At 36.0% G+C, this 18,267-nt stretch carries 19 protein-coding genes and 1 pseudogene; 13 read left to right on the top strand and 7 right to left on the bottom strand.

Features of this window, described 5'->3' with window-relative positions; all coding sequences use genetic code 11:
• Window positions 1-37: 37 nt before the first annotated feature.
• Complete coding sequence (locus RU96_RS10115; protein ID WP_071865401.1) at window positions 38-910, bottom strand: Cof-type HAD-IIB family hydrolase; 873 nt, start codon at window positions 908-910, stop codon at window positions 38-40.
• Between the two features lie 224 nt (window positions 911-1,134).
• Here RU96_RS10115 and RU96_RS10110 point away from each other — a divergent pair, with 224 nt between their 5' ends.
• From RU96_RS10110 to RU96_RS10095, 4 genes are all read left to right on the top strand, one after another.
• Window positions 1,135-1,824 carry a uracil-DNA glycosylase gene (locus RU96_RS10110; protein ID WP_071865400.1) on the top strand — a complete coding sequence of 230 codons (690 nt, stop codon included), beginning with the start codon at window positions 1,135-1,137 and terminating at the stop codon, window positions 1,822-1,824.
• A gap of 163 nt (window positions 1,825-1,987) precedes the next feature.
• Window positions 1,988-2,974: a phosphate acetyltransferase gene (gene pta, locus RU96_RS10105; protein WP_071865399.1), complete on the top strand. Its 987-nt coding sequence runs from the start codon at window positions 1,988-1,990 to the stop codon at window positions 2,972-2,974.
• A gap of 160 nt (window positions 2,975-3,134) precedes the next feature.
• Window positions 3,135-3,605 (top strand): tRNA (adenosine(37)-N6)-threonylcarbamoyltransferase complex ATPase subunit type 1 TsaE, encoded by a 471-nt coding sequence (gene tsaE / locus RU96_RS10100; protein WP_071865398.1) that lies wholly within the window; start codon window positions 3,135-3,137, stop codon window positions 3,603-3,605.
• Window positions 3,602-4,123, top strand: a complete 522-nt coding sequence (locus RU96_RS10095) for a GNAT family N-acetyltransferase (RefSeq protein ID WP_071865397.1) — start codon at window positions 3,602-3,604, stop codon at window positions 4,121-4,123. Before tsaE ends, RU96_RS10095 begins: the two co-directional genes overlap by 4 nt.
• Window positions 4,124-4,218: 95 nt before the next feature.
• Here RU96_RS10095 and RU96_RS10090 read toward each other — a convergent pair whose 3' ends face one another.
• The gene (locus RU96_RS10090; RefSeq protein ID WP_071865396.1) at window positions 4,219-4,752 is read right to left on the bottom strand and encodes a 3'-5' exonuclease; all 534 of its coding nucleotides are present in this window, start codon (window positions 4,750-4,752) and stop codon (window positions 4,219-4,221) included.
• Window positions 4,753-4,830: 78 nt separating this feature from the next.
• Window positions 4,831-5,586 carry an exodeoxyribonuclease III gene (locus tag RU96_RS10085; RefSeq protein ID WP_071865395.1) on the bottom strand — a complete coding sequence of 252 codons (756 nt, stop codon included), beginning with the start codon at window positions 5,584-5,586 and terminating at the stop codon, window positions 4,831-4,833.
• A 93-nt stretch (window positions 5,587-5,679) separates the two neighbouring features.
• Here RU96_RS10085 and RU96_RS10080 point away from each other — a divergent pair, with 93 nt between their 5' ends.
• Complete coding sequence (locus tag RU96_RS10080) at window positions 5,680-6,579, top strand: Gfo/Idh/MocA family protein (protein WP_071865394.1); 900 nt, start codon at window positions 5,680-5,682, stop codon at window positions 6,577-6,579.
• Between the two features lie 65 nt (window positions 6,580-6,644).
• Window positions 6,645-7,541 carry a UDP-N-acetylmuramate dehydrogenase gene (murB, locus tag RU96_RS10075; RefSeq protein WP_071865393.1) on the top strand — a complete coding sequence of 299 codons (897 nt, stop codon included), beginning with the start codon at window positions 6,645-6,647 and terminating at the stop codon, window positions 7,539-7,541.
• A 48-nt stretch (window positions 7,542-7,589) separates the two neighbouring features.
• Here the strand turns inward: murB and RU96_RS10070 are convergent, their stop codons facing one another.
• From RU96_RS10070 to RU96_RS10055, 4 genes are read right to left on the bottom strand one after another with little or no spacing between them, the layout of a single operon-like run.
• On the bottom strand, window positions 7,590-8,243 hold the full coding sequence (locus tag RU96_RS10070) for an ECF transporter S component (RefSeq protein ID WP_071865392.1): 654 nt from the start codon (window positions 8,241-8,243) through the stop codon (window positions 7,590-7,592).
• On the bottom strand, window positions 8,243-8,800 hold the full coding sequence (coaC, locus tag RU96_RS10065; protein WP_071865391.1) for a phosphopantothenoylcysteine decarboxylase: 558 nt from the start codon (window positions 8,798-8,800) through the stop codon (window positions 8,243-8,245). The genes RU96_RS10070 and coaC overlap by 1 nt, the downstream gene beginning before the upstream one ends.
• A gap of 20 nt (window positions 8,801-8,820) precedes the next feature.
• The gene (gene coaB / locus RU96_RS10060) at window positions 8,821-9,576 is read right to left on the bottom strand and encodes a phosphopantothenate--cysteine ligase (protein ID WP_071865390.1); all 756 of its coding nucleotides are present in this window, start codon (window positions 9,574-9,576) and stop codon (window positions 8,821-8,823) included.
• A 12-nt stretch (window positions 9,577-9,588) separates the two neighbouring features.
• Window positions 9,589-10,572: a YhdH/YhfP family quinone oxidoreductase gene (locus RU96_RS10055; protein WP_071865389.1), complete on the bottom strand. Its 984-nt coding sequence runs from the start codon at window positions 10,570-10,572 to the stop codon at window positions 9,589-9,591.
• A gap of 298 nt (window positions 10,573-10,870) precedes the next feature.
• On the opposite strand from RU96_RS10055, the gene RU96_RS10050 reads away from it, so the two are divergent.
• The 7 genes and pseudogenes from RU96_RS10050 to RU96_RS10020 all read left to right on the top strand — a co-directional run bounded on the left by RU96_RS10050 (window position 10,871) and on the right by RU96_RS10020 (window position 18,124).
• Window positions 10,871-11,959, top strand: a complete 1,089-nt coding sequence (locus tag RU96_RS10050) for an ABC transporter ATP-binding protein (protein ID WP_071865388.1) — start codon at window positions 10,871-10,873, stop codon at window positions 11,957-11,959.
• 11 nt (window positions 11,960-11,970) lie between these two features.
• Window positions 11,971-12,780 carry an ABC transporter permease gene (locus RU96_RS10045; RefSeq protein WP_071865387.1) on the top strand — a complete coding sequence of 270 codons (810 nt, stop codon included), beginning with the start codon at window positions 11,971-11,973 and terminating at the stop codon, window positions 12,778-12,780.
• Entirely contained in the window at window positions 12,777-13,616 is an 840-nt protein-coding gene (locus tag RU96_RS10040; RefSeq protein WP_071865386.1) for an ABC transporter permease, read from the top strand. Before RU96_RS10045 ends, RU96_RS10040 begins: the two co-directional genes overlap by 4 nt.
• Window positions 13,613-14,686 (top strand): ABC transporter substrate-binding protein, encoded by a 1,074-nt coding sequence (locus RU96_RS10035; protein ID WP_071865385.1) that lies wholly within the window; start codon window positions 13,613-13,615, stop codon window positions 14,684-14,686. Before RU96_RS10040 ends, RU96_RS10035 begins: the two co-directional genes overlap by 4 nt.
• Window positions 14,687-15,154: 468 nt before the next feature.
• Window positions 15,155-15,352 (top strand): annotated as a pseudogene (locus RU96_RS13540) (replication initiator protein A); the annotation flags it as partial.
• A gap of 279 nt (window positions 15,353-15,631) precedes the next feature.
• Entirely contained in the window at window positions 15,632-15,937 is a 306-nt protein-coding gene (locus RU96_RS10025; protein ID WP_010746408.1) for a hypothetical protein, read from the top strand.
• Window positions 15,938-16,885: 948 nt separating this feature from the next.
• A complete protein-coding gene (locus RU96_RS10020; RefSeq protein ID WP_010746407.1) occupies window positions 16,886-18,124 on the top strand; it encodes a replication initiator protein A in 1,239 nt (412 codons plus the stop codon).
• The last annotated feature ends 143 nt before the right edge of the window (window positions 18,125-18,267 follow it).

Here is an 18,267-nt window from a genome sequence, read left to right as displayed (position 1 = left end):
CTTATTCATTCGCTAAAGCTTCTACTCGTCTTTTAGTTTACGCCAAATTCTCGTCAATTGCTCGCATAATGGCTTTACCAACACCTGATTCAATGTTAGTGGCGGTTAAATACTTGGCGTTTTCTTTCAATTCAATTTTAGCATTTCCCATCGCAAAACTCACTCCAGCTAGTTGAATCATACTTAAATCGTTCATATTGTCGCCAATTGTCATCACTTCAGACAAAGCGATATTTCGTTCTTTGGCAACATGGGCGACTGCAATTCCTTTTTGGGCATCACGATGATTGATTTCAATATTATTTTGTCCAGAAGAAGTCACGTGTAATGTTTCATTTTGATCTAATTGTTTTGCCACTGGTCCTAACACGGCTGGACCATCTTTATGAAAACAAATAATTTTTAAAACTTCAAAATGAGGTTTCGTTAAAAGGGCTTTAATATCGGCGACGTAATTTACCGGTAAAAATTCTAATTGTGCCGAGGTCATCGCAATCGCCATTTTATGCGTTAAATGGGGCATTAATTCTGCCATGTGTTCCGAAAAATTTTCAATTCTTTTTGCTTGGCTTTCTGAATAAAGTCCTTCATTTGTTGCTACTTCATAATAAATATCAGCAGCACGTAAAGTATCTAAAATTTCTGAAACCACATCTAGTTCAATTGGAACGGTAAATAACGAATTTCCGTCCTCGTCAAAAACTTGAGCACCATTTAAGTTAATCATGGCGCATTTAATGCCTGCTTGTTCTAAAGCAGGTAAGGCTTCTTCTCGGTTACGCCCAGTAGCCACCATAAATTCAATTCCATGTTCTTTTGCATATTTAATCGCGGCAATATTTTCGACAGAAATCTGCATGCGGGAATTTAATAACGTCCCATCCATGTCAGAGGCAATTAATTTAATCATAAATAGGTGACACCATCCTTAAAATCTAATGTAAAAAGCTGAGGGAGTTCATTTTACGAACCTTCATACGCTTTCAGTTTAACATAGATTTGGACAAATTTGTGGCGGTTTCAAAGACAATCCTAGACATTTAGGCTACAATAACTTGGGAAGATAAAACCGATTTAAGCTGGCAGTCCGAAAAAAATTGTCCCTTTTATCAGTAGTTATTACAGGAGGTAGCCATGAAAACAATTATTCATAACAGTTGGCAAGATATCTTAGCACCTGAATTTAATAAACCTTACTATTTAGAGTTGCGGGAGTTTTTAAAACAAGAATATCAGACCCAAAAAATTTATCCAGATATGTATCACATTTTTGAAGCGCTAGAACTAACGCCTTATGAAGCAGTCAAAGTTGTTATTTTAGGTCAAGATCCTTATCACGGAGCTAACCAAGCTCATGGGTTATCGTTTTCCGTTCAACCTGGTGTCAAAATTCCGCCTTCTTTGCAAAATATTTATAAAGAATTACAAAGTGATTTAGGGATAGCACCGGTTAATCATGGCTATTTAACGAGCTGGGCAAAACAAGGTGTTTTACTTTTAAATACAGTGTTAACAGTGCGAGAAGGCCAAGCTTATTCGCATCGTGGTAAAGGCTGGGAGCAACTAACAGATAAAATTATAGAGAAGTTAAACGCAAGACAAAAGCCGATTGTTTTCATTTTGTGGGGCAAAGGTGCACAAGACAAAATTAAAATGATTGATCAAAAGCACCATGTCGTTATAGCTTCACCGCATCCAAGTCCATTATCGGCACATCGTGGTTTTTTTGGTTCACGTCCTTTTTCAAAAGCTAATGCTGCTTTAGTTTCTTTTGGTGAAAAGCCAATCGATTGGGCGCTACCCCAGGATGCAACCATTGTATAATACAGTGTAATAATGAAGCGCTTGCTGTTATATAATAAAAATGAAACTATGTGAAATTAATAACAAAAAACTGACGCTTTTTACTATAACAGCAAAAAGAACTGTTCTTTTTTTTGTGAATAGTGTATGATGGGGGTGAGAAAAAATACAGGAGGTAATTCCGGTGGAATTATTTGATAGTTTAAAATTTAAAATTGTACGTCGAGGCATCAAAATTGCTTTTCCAGAAGCAACTGATTCACGTATTTTAGGTGCAGCTGCGCGTTTGAATGCAGAAGAGTTGATTACACCTGTTTTGATTGGGAATAAAGATGAGGTTGCAAAGGCCGCTGTCGCTCGTGGTATTACCATTGATCAATTTGAAATTCTTGATCCTGATAACTATGCAGACTGGGATAAAATGGTCGAAGCCTTTGTAGAACGCCGTAAAGGTAAAGTAACCAAAGAACAAGCAGAAGAAATTTTAAAAGATGTGAACTACTTTGGTACTATGCTAACTTACATGGGTGTAACAGATGGAATGGTTTCTGGTGCGATTCACTCAACTGGCGATACTGTTCTTCCTGCGCTTCAAATTATTAAAACAAAACCAGGTGTTAGTCGTACCAGTGGTGCATTCTTAATGGTTCGTGGCCGCGATCAAGAAAAATATTTATTCTCTGATTGTGCGATTAATGTCAACCCCTCTGCTCAAGAGTTAGCAGAAATTGCGGTAGCTTCAGCTGAAACTGCTGAATTATTTGATATCGATCCTAAAGTGGCATTATTAAGTTTTTCTACAAAAGGTTCTGCTAAAGCACCAGAAGTAGATAAAGTTGTTGAAGCGACAAAAATCGCAAAAGAAATGGCACCAGATATTATTTTAGATGGTGAATTACAATTTGATGCAGCTTACGTTTCAGCTGTTGGGCAACTAAAAGCGCCAGAGTCAGCTGTTGCTGGTAAAGCGACTGTCTTTGTTTTCCCTGAATTACAATCTGGTAACATCGGCTATAAAATTGCACAACGCTTCGGTAACTTTGAAGCGATTGGACCAATCTTACAAGGTTTAAACAAACCTGTTTCTGATTTATCTCGTGGTGCAAATGAAGAAGATGTTTACAAATTATCTATTATTACAGCAGCACAAACTTTAAACATTGCTAAATAAAGTAGTCAAGTAGAGGCGTGACAATATTTTTGTCACGCCTTTTTTAATATCTAAGTTGTTAAATTTGTAGTGTTTGTTTTTGCATTCTACTATTGTCCCAGTTATACTTAGCAAAGCTTCTACTAAAAGTAGATATATTTATTGGTGAGGAGGAGCGAGCATGATCGCTTTAACAGATCTTTTGGCAACAGAAAAACTAGGCCAAATTATTGGTGAATGTGCCACTGCCGGCGACGTCATTATTTTGACAGGTGAGCTGGGGGCAGGAAAGACGACAATTACAAAAGGCATCGCCCAAGGACTTGGTATAAAAAGAATGGTAAAAAGTCCGACGTATACGATTATTCGCGAGTATGAAGAAGGCCGCCTACCCCTTTATCACATGGATGTTTATCGGATTGGAGCCGATGCTGAGGAATTGGGATTAGAAGAATATTTTGAAGGTGAAGGATTATCTGTAGTAGAGTGGGGACAACTACTAGCTGATGGAATGCCAGTCGATTATTTAGAATTAACTTTAAGAAAAGTTGAGCACGACGATAATGCCCGCACGGCGGAATTTACAGCTTTTGGTAGCCAAAGTGCAGCCTTTTTGAAACGGATTTTAAATACTTGGGAGAATAAAGCATGACAGATGTCGCTGTAACCATTCGACCTACCCAACCAACTGATGCTCCGCAACTTTTACAAGTGATGAAAAAAATCGGCAGTGAAACGGATTTTCTAATTATGGATGAGCATGGCCTTTCATTGACTGAAGAACAATTAGCCATGCAATTAGGCGCTTTTTTGGAAAGTAAAAATAATTTATCATTAGTAGCTTTAGCAGGAGAAAAAATTATCGGCATGGCTTCTGTTTTAGCCGAAGATAACCCCCGCGTCGCGCATATTGGCGAAGTTGGTATCTCCATTTTAAAAGAGTACTGGGGCATGGGACTAGGCGCTGCCATGATGGAAGAAATTATCTGGTGGGCAGAAAACTCCGGTGTTATTCGTCGATTAGAGTTGACAGTTCAAGCGCGTAACAAAAGAGCAATTCATCTTTATCAAAAATTTGGTTTTATTAAAGAAGGTAAAATGCAAAGAAGCTTTTTAACTAGGCAAAATGAGTTTATTGACGCTTATTTAATGGCACTTTTGATTGATTGAGTTCCTTTTTAAAACAGTAAAGGGTCCCAAGAGTTTTTGTAAATAAAAAAATAGACGTAACGTCTGTTAGCTATTAAGCTATACAAACGTTACGTCTATTTGATTGTCACTAATTTTTTTAACGGATCAGTACCAAATTCTGCTTCTTGCCGTAATAAAATTTCAGCACAAGCACGGCTATCTTCTAAAGCATCGTGGTGATTATTTAATGTAATATCTAGCATATCACACATTGTATTTAAACGGTGATTAGGAAATTCAGGGTATAGTTTGCGGCTAGAACGCGCGGTGCAAAGGGATAGATAGGGTTGTTTTTCCAAGCCATAATACTCAAGGCAACCAGCTAAAACTCCGTTATCAAATGGCGCGTTATGGGCGACAATTAAACTGTTTTGATTATAATATTGCGAAATTTGTTCCCAAACAGCAGGAAATTTAGGCGCGTTTACAACATCTTCCGGATGAATACCGTGAATTTGAATATTACGCCAGAAAAAAGGAGTTTCCGGTTTAATTAAAGAGTAGTATTCACCGACAATTTTACTATTGCGTACCATCACTAAAGCCAGTGAACAAGCACTATGTTTTTCGTGATTAGCTGTTTCAAAATCCATTGCAATAAAATTCATTTTAATCGTCCTTTCTTCGTGTAATTTAGCACAAAAAAGACGACAGAAGCAATTATTCCATCGTCTTTTTAACACAAATTAAAAATTTAAATCCAATTCAACCGGACAATGATCACTGCCAAAAATTTCTGTATGAATTTTTGCATCTACTAGTTTGTCTTTTAAGTCTTCTGAAACCACAAAGTAGTCAATTCGCCAACCCGCATTATTCTTTCGGGCGTTAAAGCGATAACTCCACCAAGAATAAACTCCTTCAAGTTCGGGATAAAAATAACGGAAGCTATCAATAAAGCCAGCATTTAATAATGCAGTGAACTTACTTCTTTCTTCATCCGTGAAACCGGCGTTTTTGCGATTGGTTTTCCAATTTTTTAAATCAATATTTTCATGGGCAACATTTAAATCACCACACAGAATAACTGGTTTTGTCTGGTTCAGTGTAACTAAATAATTACGAAAATCATCTTCCCAAGTCAAACGATAATCCAGCCGTTTTAGTTCATTTTGTGAGTTTGGGGTATAGCAGTCGACTAAGTAAAATTCCGGATATTCTAAAGTAATCACTCGGCCTTCTAAATCATGGTGATCAATGCCAATTCCATAAGTCACATTAAGCGCTTCTTTTTTTGCGAAAATAGCTGTTCCAGAATAGCCTTTTTTCTCAGCATAATTCCAGTATTCATAGTAATTAGGTAAGTCCATTTCAATTTGACCGGCTTGTAATTTCGTTTCTTGTAAACAGAAAAAGTCAGCATCTAATTCGTTAAAGACCTCCATAAAATTCTTTTTCATCACTGCCCGTAAGCCGTTGACGTTCCAAGAGATTAATTTCAAAATTTTTCCTCCTTTATCCCTATTAACATTCTTATTTATTTTAGCGAAAAATGGTGTAAGATGAAAGAAAAGGCAACTAAAGGAAGTGTTTTAATGAAAATCGGTGTCCTAGGAATTGGCAATATTGCCCAAAAGGCTTATTTGCCGACGTATTTAAAAAAACAAGATGAAGCCCAGTTTTACTTTGCGACGCGTAATAAAGAAGTTCAAGCCTTACTCAAAAAACGTTATGGCTTTTTACATGTATATGAAAATATCACCGAATTATTCGAGCAAAATATTACTGCTTGTTTCATTCATAGTGCAACTAAAAGTCATTATGAGCTGGTAAAAGCATGTTTAAAAAAAGGAATTCATGTTTTTGTCGATAAGCCGCTGACAGAAAGTTTATCGGAAACTAAAGAATTATATCAACTTGCGGCTGATAAAAATTTAATTTTAATGTTAGGTTTTAATCGACGTTATGCACCTTATATGAAACATTTAAAAGATTTACCTGACAAAAGACAACTGCACCTGCAAAAAAATCGGATTGCCGGTCGGGGTACGCCTGAGTTTTTAGCTTATGATTTATTTTTACATTTAGTCGATACAGCAGTCTATTTAATGCCTGGTACGCCAAAACTTGCTTACGGTGATTTGCAAGTGACAGACAATAACTTGGAATATGCGACGATGTTACTTACCAGTGAGCAGATGAGCGCGACGATTACAATGGATTTAAGAAGTGGCGCCAATTATGAGCGTTACGAGGTGACAAGTCCCGCTAAAACGTTAATTCTTGAAAATCTGACAAATTTAACGGAATTAAATTCTAAAGGCAGTCTGCAATTAAGTGGTGACGATTGGCAGACGACTTTAGCAAAGCGTGGGTTTGAAGAAATGGTCACTCAATTTTTAGCTGCGGTGGAAAAAAATGAACAGCCCCTACAAGAAAATGTTATCGTTAGCCATCAGTTATGTGCGGAACTGCTAGCCAAAAGTCAAGCCTAGGTGGCAAGATTTTCCTTGACGTGCTAAAATGAGTGGGATGTTTTTAAAAGAGAGGAAAATTTTTCATGAAAGATGCATTTAAACAAGCTTTTCCTGAAATTAGTATTTTATTAGATGAACCGTTAATGAATTATACTTTTACCAAAACCGGTGGCCCAGCCGATGTTTTAGCTTTTCCTAAAAGTGCAACTGAAACGAAAGCTTTAGTGGACTACTGTCGGGAAAATGATATTCCGTGGTTAGTTTTAGGCAATGCGAGTAATTTAATTGTTCGGGATGGTGGTATTCGCGGACTCGTTATTATGTTAAGTCAAATGACAAAAGTGAGTGTCAAAGATACGCTTGTAGAAGCACAAGCTGGGGCAAAATTAATTGATACCACTTATGCTGCTTTAAAAGAAAATTTAGCTGGCTTTGAATTTGCCAGTGGTATCCCTGGAAGTATCGGCGGTGCTGTCTTTATGAATGCGGGTGCTTATGATGGCGAGATTAAAGATGTTTTTGCCAGTTGTGAGGTATTATTTGCTGATGGTACAATCAAGACATTAAATCATGATGAAATGAATTTTTCATATCGTCACAGCGCAGTTCAAGATTTGGGTGCGATTATTTTATCAGCTCGTTTCCAATTAAAAAAAGGAAATCACGAAATGATTAAAGCGCGGATGGATGAACTAACTGCTTTACGTCAATTAAAGCAACCTTTAGAATATCCTTCTTGCGGGAGTGTCTTTAAACGCCCAGTTGGACATTTTACAGGCAAACTTATTCAAGATGCTGGTTTACAAGGAATGAAATGGGGCGGCGCCCAAATATCTGAAAAACATGCAGGCTTTATTGTGAACATTGATAATGCGACAGCAACAGATTATGTCGAACTAATCGCCTACATCCAAAAAACGATTAAAGAAAAATTTGATGTAGCTTTGGAAACAGAAGTCCGGATTATTGGTGAAGAATAAAAATAAGCGGTGTGACAAAATTTTGTCACACCGCTTATTTTATTCTTTTTAATACATTTCTGTGCGATTCTTTTTAGTAAGTCGTAATAAAATGCTACAAACAGCAGCCGTTACAACACCGGCTACAATGGCTTCTGGAATACCTTGCGTGAAAATAACCGTTAAAATAGCGCCATATAAGAAATCGTGACTTTGTCCACTTTGACTAACATAAGTGGCATAACTATTTTGAAAGAGAAAATAAATCAGATTCATTACTAATAGCGTATTAGTTAAACCACCACTAATTCCGGCGATAAATAAAGTGATGCTATTGGCTTTATTTTTTAGTAAACGCCGTCCGTATTTATAGACAAAAAATGGAACTACACCAATCAAAATGCGGGGGAGAATCGCGACAATTAATGCTTTCCAATCGCCATGATTTGTCCCAATAACGTTAATAAAAGGTGAGAAGACAAAAGATAGCGGATTGGGTCTGGTGGTGGAATTGTACACGCTCATAATCCCCATTGAAAAACCGAGAAAGGCACCTAAACGAGGTCCTAAAATAATGGAACCGATAATCACAGGGACATGTAAAATTGTCGCATTTAACGGCCCAATTGGGATAAAACCTAAAAAAGGTACAAGACTCATTAAAATCATGATGCCTAAAAAGAGTGCAGTTAACACAAGATCAAATGTTTTGCTGTTTTTCATCATAAACTCCTTTTACTTAGCGTCGCTTCTACTGCTTTAATGATAGTTTCATTTGTTGCTAGTGCACCGCGACCAAAATCACCACAAGCGAGTAATGCTTCACGTGGTTCTATTTCTTTATACCCGAAGTCTTTTAAAGTGGCAAGATTTTTTTCCATGACTGGGTTTTGATACATGTAGGTATTCATGGCAGGAGCAATTAATTTAGGTACTTTGGTTTCTAACGCCATCGCCACAGTCGTCACCATATCATCAGCAATTCCATTTGCAAGTTTGCCGATAATATTTGCAGTAGCAGGAGCAATTAAAAGTAAATCTGCATGTTTGGCTAACTCAATGTGATTGACTAAATCAGCTCTTCGTTCAGTCATTACATCAGTATGGACTGGTCGTTTGGATAATGTTTGCAAGGTAAGTGGGGTAATGAATTGGGTGCTGTTTTTTGTCATTAAAACATCCACTGCATAGCCGCGTTTGGTTAATTCATTTGTTAAATCTGCTGCTTTATAAGCTGAAATACTAGCCGAGACACCTAGTAAAATATGTTGTTGGCGCATAATTTTTCTCCTTTATACAATTATTGTTTTGAAGCCGTCACAATTGCTGCTTTAATCAGTTCGGCAATTTCTTGTTTGGTAGTGCCAGTGGTGTAACTGCCATCTTGTGCAATTAAATAGCCCAGATGTTGTTTTTCACCGACTTTCGTTAAATCATTGGCTAAAATAAAGTCAGCCTGATTTTTTTTAATACTATTCATAGCTACGGTATAGAGTTCATTAAAGGAAACATCCACTAACAGTTTGAAGCCAACTAAAATCGTTTCGGGTTGTAATTGCTTAATTAACTGAATAATTTTTGGATTTTTCTTTAAAATTAGAAATAGATGATCCGTTTCTGATGAGATTTTTTTCTCTGTTACTGGTAATTCTTCCAATTCACGAATCCCGTTTTTTAAATCGGTCATGTTTAAGGAGTTACCTTGATAATTTTTCAACAAACGATTTAAAACGGTCAATAATTGTTCTTCTGATAAACTCGTAGCTGGCGTAAAGTCACTGACAGCCATACTGTGAATAACAGCATCGTAGTGATTTTGTGATAATAGAGACTCTAGAGTAGCACTTAAATTTTTTGTATCACTAATCAAGTGTAAGTTAATATTAGTGTTACTGGGCTTTTGTGCACTGTTTGTTGTCACATAGTCGATTGTAGTTGTCTTTTCATAAAAGGCATTAGCGATGGCTACACCTAAACGACCACTAGAATGATTGGTAATAGAGCGGACATCGTCAATTTTTTCTGACGTTCCGCCAGCGGTGATTAAAATTCGCATACAAATCTTCCTTTACATTTTAATAACACTACGTCCTTCATGGGTACCATTAAGTAAAGCAGCTGTTACTTCTTTAACAGCATTTAAAGGCACTTCATCATACTTTAATTGATCAGTTACTTTCCAATCGGTTGCTAAAAGTCGCCACATTTCTTGGCGCGTAGTCATCGGCTGATTAACAGAATCAATGCCAAAAACTTTTATGCCACGTAAAATAAAGGGTAAAACAGTAGTATTTAATTGGATACCACCAGCGTTACCACAAAGAGCGGCTACTCCTTCATAGTGAAGTTGGGGCAATAAAGCCGTTAAAAGTTCGCCTCCGACAGTATCGATGATGCCAGCAAATTGTTGTTTGGCTAATGGTCGAATTTTAGCTGGAATTAATATTTCAGGGGCAATAAACTCAGTTGCTCCTAAATTTTCTAGCCAAGATTTTACCGCAGTTTTTCGGCTTGTGGCAATAATCTTTTGATAGCCTAGTTGATGCAATAAGGCAATTGCGATACTTCCAACACCACCAGATGCCCCGGTCACTAAGACAGCTTCATCTTTTGCTATATTTTCGTTGATTTTTGCTACTGCTAAGGCAGCGGTAAATCCAGCTGTTCCATAAATCATACTTTCTTTTAAACTTAAATTTTGTGGTAATTTTACTAACCAGTCAGCGGGTACACTTTGATATTCACTTAAACCACCAGCATGAGTAACGCCTAGACCATAACCTGTCGCAAGCACTTCATCACCTGTTACAAAGCGTGGATCTGAACTTTTTACAACCGTACCGGCTAAGTCAATTCCTAAAGTTAAAGGATAGTTACGCACAACACCTGTTTTTGCCTGAGTTGCCAATGCATCTTTAAAGTTTAAAGATGAATACGCAATTTTCACAATAACGCCATCAGAATCAAGGGAGCTGAAATCTTGTTCTAATAAAGTAGCACTTACGTTTTCATCTTGGTTGTTAACGACAAATGCATAAAATTGATCGGCCATGATACCCCTCCATAAAAAAACAATTTAATTTTCTTCATCATACCATAAGATAAAAAAATACTTAGGGAAGTTTTCTCGTACCTAAGGGAAAAGTTTAGAAGTGAAAAAAATAGTCAAATTTTTTAAATATCCTTTTTTAAAGCGATAAAATAAAAGAATGGGTAATGTGAAAAATAGTTATTGTAATACAATTTAGTAAGTTTTTGCTATGATTGAATTAGGACTTGTTTTTTGTTCATTTATCAGTATTCTTAATGAGTATGACAAAAAATTTTGAAATGAAAAAGGGGGAGAAAAAGTGGCTAAATCCATCATCTCATTTAAAAATGTGACCAAACGTTACGACGATGAAGATACGGTATTAAAAAATGTCAGTTTTGAGATCGAGGAGGGCAAGTTTTATACCCTTTTAGGACCTTCTGGTTGTGGGAAAACGACAATTTTACGGATTATTGCCGGCTTTTTAGATGCTACAGAAGGAGATATCTTCTTTGACGGGCAAAAAATAAATGATGTTCCAGCAAACCAACGCCAAGTCAATACAGTTTTTCAAGACTATGCGTTATTTCCGCATATGAATGTTTTTGATAATGTGGCTTTTGGCATGAAAATAAAAAAAGTTCCCAAAGATCAGATTGAAAAACGCGTAATGGAAGCTTTACGTTTAGTTCAATTAAAAGGTTATGAAAAACGTGAAATCAGTGAAATGTCAGGGGGGCAAAGACAACGAGTAGCGATTGCTAGAGCGATTGTCAACGAACCTAAAGTTTTACTATTAGATGAACCACTATCAGCCTTGGATTTAAAATTGCGAACCGACATGCAATATGAATTACGAGAACTACAACAACGATTAGGCATTACCTTTATTTTTGTTACCCATGACCAAGAAGAGGCTTTGGCAATGAGTGATGAAATTTTTGTTATGAACCACGGTAAAATTGTCCAAAGTGGGACACCAGTTGATATTTATGATGAACCGATCAATCATTTTGTAGCAGATTTTGTCGGGGAAAGTAATATTGTGGCAGGTACTATGATTGAAGACAATCTGGTGGAATTTGTCGGTAAAAAATTTGAATGTGTCGATAGCGGGATGCGACCAAATGAACCGGTGGAAGTAGTTTTACGCCCAGAAGATTTGTCTTTAACTTCTGTTGAAAAAGGAAAATTAATTGTAAAAGTTGATACCCAACTCTTTCGCGGTGTGCATTATGAAATTATTTGCTACGATGAGCAGCAAAATGAATGGATGGTTCATTCAACGAAAAAAGCTGTTGAAGGTAGCCAAATTGGCTTGTATTTTGAACCAGAAGATATCCATGTTATGCGCTTTAACGAATCAGAAGCTGATTTTGATGCTCGTTTAGAAAGCTATGATGAATAGGGGGAGAGACTATGACTAAATTAAGACGTTTTTATTCCGTACCCTATTATATTTGGCTGCTTCTATTTGTGATTGCTCCGGTCTTACTAATTATTTATCAATCATTTTTTGATATGAATGGTAATTTTTCTTTATCAAATTATGAAACTTATCTTGGTTCGGGTAAGTATTTAATGATGACCTTAAATTCAGTTTGGTACGCATTTTTGATTACATTGTTTACCTTAGTGATTAGCTATCCCACTGCGTACTTTTTAACTAAGCTACAGCATAAAGATTTATGGTTGTTGTTAATTATTTTACCGACGTGGATTAATTTGTTGCTAAAAGCCTATGCCTTTATTGGTATCTTTGGTGTTCATGGCGGGATTAATAACTTTTTAGGATTATTTGGTATCGCGCCAAAACAGATTTTATTTACCGACTTTAGTTTCTTAGTAGTAGCGACTTATATTGAATTACCGTTTATGATTTTACCCATTTTCAATGCTTTAGAGGAAATTAATCCTTCGTTAGTTTTTGCTAGTCGTGATTTAGGGGCTAATAGTTTAGAAACATTTCGGCGCGTGATTTTTCCTCTTTCTTTAAATGGGGTAAAAAGCGGTGTGCAAGCAGTCTTTATCCCGTCACTTTCTTTATTCATGTTGACGCGTCTAATTGGCGGTAATCGGGTGATTACCTTAGGGACAGCCATCGAACAACATTTCCTCGTGACCCAAAACTGGGGGATGGGTTCTACGATTGGTGTGATTTTAATTATCGCGATGTTTATCGTGATGAGCTTAACTGGGGAAAAACGTAAAGGGGGCGTCAAAAAATGAAGAAATTTCGTTGGTCGAACCTTTACCTTGTATTTGTTTTTATCATTTTGTATATTCCGATTTTTTATTTGATTTTTTATTCCTTTAATGCTGGGGAAAATATGAATAGCTTTACAGGTTTTAGTTTGCAACACTACAAAGCTGTTTTTGAAGACACACGTTTGATTATTATCGTGTTAAATACTTTTATGTTGGCTTTTTTATCAGCATTATTAGCCACCATAATCGGCACGTTTGGTGCAATGGGAATCTATTATACGAAAAAAAGACGTTGGCGCAATGCGTTTTTAAGTGCGAATAATATTTTATTAGTATCACCAGATGTCATTATTGGTGCGAGCTTTTTGATCTTATTTACACTTTTAGGTAATATTTTCAAAAGCTTCAGCTTAGGCTTTTTTAGTGTTTTATTATCACATATTGCGTTTTCAATCCCAATTGTCGTTTTAATGGTTTTACCAAGATTAAAAGAAATGAATGATTCCATGATTGATGCGGCTCGTGATTTAGGGGCAAACAATTTGCAAGTATTGCAAAATATCATTTTGCCTTATTTGGCACCAGGGGTTATTGCAGGTTATTTCATGGCCTTTACGTATTCCCTTGATGATTTTGCTGTAACTTTCTTTGTGACAGGTAATGGCTTTACGACGTTATCTGTTGAAATTTATTCCCGGGCAAGACAAGGAATTAGCCTAGAGATTAATGCATTAAGTACATTAGTGTTTATCTTTTCAATGGTTCTTGTGATTGGGTATTATTTCATCAGTAAAGATAATCGCAGTAAAAAGCAAAAGAACCGCCGCAAGAAAGTGGAGGTGCCAGAATTACGATGAAAAAATTACAATCTCTTTTTATTGGTATTATCGCTGTGATTTTAGTTTTAGTTTTTGCCGTTAATCGCTTAGAACATACTAGTGGTATGGCTGGCGCAAAAGTATTAAATATATATAACTGGGGCGATTATATTGACCCAGATCTTTTAAAGAAATTTGAAAAGGAAACTGGCTATAAAGTCAATTATGAAACTTTTGATTCGAATGAAGCGATGTTTACCAAGATACAACAAGGTGGGACTGCTTATGATATCACCATTCCAAGTGAGTATATGATTCAAAAAATGATTCAAGAAAAACTAGTTTTACCTTTAGATCATAGTAAAATCAAAGGTTTAAATAACATTCATGAAGATTTTTTGAATCAAAGTTTTGATCCTGAAAATAAATACTCCGTTCCTTATTTCTGGGGAACTTTAGGAATTGTCTACAATGACAAATTTACCAAAGCAGATGAGTTAAAATATTGGCGAGACTTATGGAATGAGAAGTTTCGTGACAATATCATGTTAATTGACGGTGCGCGTGAAGTGATTGGCTTGGGGTTAAACAGCCTTGGTTATTCATTAAATAGTAAAAATGATGCCCAGTTAAATGCTGCGGTGAATAAATTAAAAGGATTAACTCCTAATATTAAAGCCATTGTCGCTGATGAAATCAAAATCTATATGGCCAATGAAGAAAGCATGGTTGCTGTGACTTTTTCTGGTGAAGCTGCTGATATGATAGCTGAAAATCCACATCTACATTATGTTATCCCAGCGGAAGGCTCAAATTTATGGTTTGATAATATAGTCATCCCTAAAACTGCTCAAAATAAAGCTGGAGCATATGATTTTATCAACTTTATGTTGCGTCCTGAAAATGCCGCTCAAAACGCAGAATATATCGGTTACTCCACGCCCAATAAAGCAGCTATGAAACTTCTACCTAAAGAAATTATTGAAGATAAACAGTTTTACCCTACTGATGAAATGCTTAAACATTTGGAAGTTTATCAGGATTTAGGGAAAAAATACTTGGGGATATACAATGATTTATTCTTAGAGCTCAAGATGTATCGGAAATAAGGAGAATCTACAATGGAAACGGCGTATTATCAATAATTTTTGGACATCTCCATCTACCGTTTTCGCTATTGGTTTCTCAAATTTCTCTCAAAAATTAGCTTTTTCGATGTTATTTTATTTTTTCTCTCAAAAATTTCTCTCACGTAATGTACTAGTAAGTATTTATTGTATTTAAAAATTGAAAGAATTAAAGAAGTTTTTTTGATTGTAAGATGAACCATAAAATCAATTTAATCTAGTATAACCATTGTAATAAGTATATCGTTTTTACCCAACAATTAAAAATGTTTAAACAAACAGAGTATTTTATTTTGACTGAAAACATTTAATTACTAATTAAAAGACTTTTAGTGCAGGAATGCTAGAAGTCTTTTATTCTGTTTTAATAGAAAGGAGATGCTATATCAGTTAAAAAATAAAGCTACTAATATCTACAGTGAGTTGTACTACTAGTATCCAAAAGTATTCGTAGAAAGTCCTTCATATCGCTTAATGTTTGAAAAAGCAAAAATTGCTTACATACTTCTAAAGTCAAGAATGGATTTTGCGTTATCGAAAAATCAAATTGACAAAGAAGGATTCGTTTATTTTGAATTTACTGGACAGAAATTTGCTTATATGATGAATTGTAGTGAACGGAAAGTAAATCGAATCAAAAACAGTTAGGGGAAAAAGAATTATTGACATAAGTTCATACAGGATTTAATAAAATAGAAAGAAATAAAAAACGTTTATATATTTGTGAATTAGAAGCAATGGAAAGGGAAATCTATGTGTTTCGACAAAGAGATCGTGTGGCTCAAAATCTCGCTACAAGTGAATATGATAAACGATTTACTTCATCTAAAATGGCTAAAACTCTTGAAAATAGTGGACTAGACAAATGTCTAAAAAACTATAGAATCCTATTTTTGATACTAAATTAGATACAAAGAAAAATAATCAATGAAATATGTCAATCAATTGGATAATGAAGAAGATTGTACGTGGCGTGAACAATTGGGAAAACAATATGCTCATATTTTTTGTAGAGAACAATTACTCAATTATATTGGACGTACAACAAGTAGTGTAGAAAAAGCTGCCAAAGCAATCGATATTTTCTATCAGATAAAACGAAAAGGAAAAGAGAGAAGAAGTATTACAGAAAATCCAATCGATGCACAACATTGCGGTAAATCGAAAAAGAAAGCAAGGGGAGGGGAAAGTGGCTGTAACACCCATTCACTAGGCGATGCGTTTTCTTTGTAATGATTGGTGCAGTGGCAAGCATGGTGTTTATCATTAATGGGTAGGGTATGAAGTCCCCACGTCAGAAATGAAAGGCGTTTGGACTCCTCGGACCGTCACTAAAAAACGGTTCAACCACAAAACAAGAACGAAGCCAACAAACCTGTCGGCAAACAAGCAGACACGTCAACATCAGAGAAGTCGACAACCACAGAATTAGCGAACGGAAAAGATGCAAGCAATAAAATGGCGGTATGAACTCAAACAACCTAGGGTAAACGAAGGTCGAGCTGGGACGAGCGACACAAATGAAGCAACAGATACTTCTGGTGGGGAGGGGAAAATCCGACTTAATCAATAGATTTGTTCAATCCAATAGAAGAGCATACTAAACCAACCACTCCAAGTCAACCGGCTGACAGCAAGCCTGTAGAAAAACCAAGCGCACCAAATCAACCCACAAAGCCAGCAACTGGTACTAAAAATACGAATATAAGTGAAACGTGTCATTATTGCGTTATCAACACGTCCTTATCAGAGAATCTTACCCAGACTTTGCAACAATCGGTAATAGTGGTATGTTTTTGTAAGTGTCTAGTATTTAGTTAGGATTGCAAAATAAGAATTTAGAAGTAAGAGGATAGAGAAATTTGTCCTCTTTTTTGTTGTCTAGGCGGAGCGGGAGACCAATGAAACAAGTATCCGAAATGGTCGGTTTAAAGGTTCGATTCCTTGTATTTGTATAGAAGCTAGAAATGGATTCGAAGGTAAGTTAATTGATTCTCCTTTCAACTTATCAGTATAGTTTCCGCCAAATCTTTATTGATGACTATACTGAGCCGCAGGTATTCAGATGTTCCGACATTGGCGAGTACGGGTTCGACTCCCGTTGCCTGCGTACAAAATTTTATAGGAGATTTTCCTATTTCTCTTGGCGGAAAAGATAAAAATCTGAAAGGAGACCATGACATGGCAGATATTACAGTGAATCAATTAGCTACTCAAACTTTTTATCAAATTCCCCAAATCTTTATGACACGGACAGAACGAATCAAAGATCAAACAGGAAAAGTCATCAAAAAGATTCGATATACGAGCGATTACGCCCAATTATCCAATGACGCAAAATTGGCGTACGGCGCATTGTACAATCGGTGTCAGTTATCGATTCGTTCTTACGAATCTGGAAAACATGATTTTGTTGATGAATGTGGTTCAGTTTTCTTGATTTATACTGTCGAAGAATTAATGGAGTTGTTAGATAAGTCGAATAAGACGATCACAAAGATCAAAAAAGAATTAAGACAGAAAAAACTTTTACGAGAAGAAAAGCAAGGATTAAACAAACCCAATCGACTTTATCTTCAGTTAGTTGAAGCTGATCATCAAATTATTGAAGAATATGATTCGAATAATTGCTTAATAAAACGACTTGATTATTTTGGTAATGAACTTTCTCTTCCAAATAAAAATCATTATAGAGAAACAGAAAAAACGGTTGAAACCATTGTGGGACAAGGACGTGTAAATTTTTCACGTGTAGAAAATACACGTCTTGACGTGAAAAATTTACACACTAGTAATACTTACTCTAGTAATACTGAAAATAATAACGATACAAATCGATACGAGAAACCAACAAAGACTCCTCTTTCAGAAATCTCAGAAAAAGAAGCAATAAAAATGGGGGATTTTCCATTTTTTACGGAACGAACAATTGACTTACTTTCTTTTTTTGGAACAGATGCAAAAAGAATGATTAATAAAATTTATGTTGCGAAACGAAAAGTAGAAAAAGAGTATGCGGATATACTAACCATTCATTTTCGTCTTTTGTCACGATTGAATGGAGAACTTTGGGCACAAGATTTAGAACACGAAGTAGAGAAATTTATTTTTAAATATCGTACCAGTTGCCATGAAGGAAAACCGATTCATGATATATTTGCTTATTTTTATCGGATGATGACTCAGTTCTGGAAATTAGTGTTGTTGGCAGAAACGGTTGTTTCTTTTTCTGAAATTGAATCTTTGAGACAAAAACTTTTAGCAAATGAATTGACAGAACGAAGTGTGATTCAAGCTATTTTTCCTGATAAATATACACTGCCACAATTGGATCAAGAGTTGATTAATTTACGTAAAATAGCGCTGGAGCGTGTGAAGGAGGAAAATAATGTTTCGAAACACGAATCGACGATGTTATAACGGGTACCATGTACCACTTGAAACGATGAGATATGCCAGTTGGCCACCTACTTATGTTGAATGTGATTGCGGAAATCTAGCGAAACATATCGTGCATTATAGACGCTTGCCTTGCGGGACACCACATTTCGCTCAGACATGGA

The organism is Enterococcus canintestini, assembly GCF_001885735.1.
GTDB lineage: Bacteria > Bacillota > Bacilli > Lactobacillales > Enterococcaceae > Enterococcus_C > Enterococcus_C canintestini.
This window is presented reverse-complemented; position numbering and strand designations above follow the sequence as displayed.

Excerpts from the sequence above, each read along its gene's own strand:
- RU96_RS10115 (WP_071865401.1), bottom strand. The coding sequence starts at position 910 with ATGATTAAATTAATTGCCTCTGACATGGATGGGACGTTATTAAATTCC.
- RU96_RS10110 (WP_071865400.1), top strand. The coding sequence starts at position 1,135 with ATGAAAACAATTATTCATAACAGTTGGCAAGATATCTTAGCACCTGAA.
- tsaE (WP_071865398.1), top strand. The coding sequence starts at position 3,135 with ATGATCGCTTTAACAGATCTTTTGGCAACAGAAAAACTAGGCCAAATT.
- RU96_RS10095 (WP_071865397.1), top strand. The coding sequence starts at position 3,602 with ATGACAGATGTCGCTGTAACCATTCGACCTACCCAACCAACTGATGCT.
- RU96_RS10090 (WP_071865396.1), bottom strand. The coding sequence starts at position 4,752 with ATGAATTTTATTGCAATGGATTTTGAAACAGCTAATCACGAAAAACAT.
- RU96_RS10080 (WP_071865394.1), top strand. The coding sequence starts at position 5,680 with ATGAAAATCGGTGTCCTAGGAATTGGCAATATTGCCCAAAAGGCTTAT.
- murB (WP_071865393.1), top strand. The coding sequence starts at position 6,645 with ATGAAAGATGCATTTAAACAAGCTTTTCCTGAAATTAGTATTTTATTA.
- RU96_RS10070 (WP_071865392.1), bottom strand. The coding sequence starts at position 8,243 with ATGAAAAACAGCAAAACATTTGATCTTGTGTTAACTGCACTCTTTTTA.
- coaC (WP_071865391.1), bottom strand. The coding sequence starts at position 8,800 with ATGCGCCAACAACATATTTTACTAGGTGTCTCGGCTAGTATTTCAGCT.
- coaB (WP_071865390.1), bottom strand. The coding sequence starts at position 9,576 with ATGCGAATTTTAATCACCGCTGGCGGAACGTCAGAAAAAATTGACGAT.
- RU96_RS10055 (WP_071865389.1), bottom strand. The coding sequence starts at position 10,572 with ATGGCCGATCAATTTTATGCATTTGTCGTTAACAACCAAGATGAAAAC.
- RU96_RS10045 (WP_071865387.1), top strand. The coding sequence starts at position 11,971 with ATGACTAAATTAAGACGTTTTTATTCCGTACCCTATTATATTTGGCTG.
- RU96_RS10040 (WP_071865386.1), top strand. The coding sequence starts at position 12,777 with ATGAAGAAATTTCGTTGGTCGAACCTTTACCTTGTATTTGTTTTTATC.
- RU96_RS10035 (WP_071865385.1), top strand. The coding sequence starts at position 13,613 with ATGAAAAAATTACAATCTCTTTTTATTGGTATTATCGCTGTGATTTTA.
- RU96_RS10025 (WP_010746408.1), top strand. The coding sequence starts at position 15,632 with ATGAAATATGTCAATCAATTGGATAATGAAGAAGATTGTACGTGGCGT.
- RU96_RS10020 (WP_010746407.1), top strand. The coding sequence starts at position 16,886 with ATGGCAGATATTACAGTGAATCAATTAGCTACTCAAACTTTTTATCAA.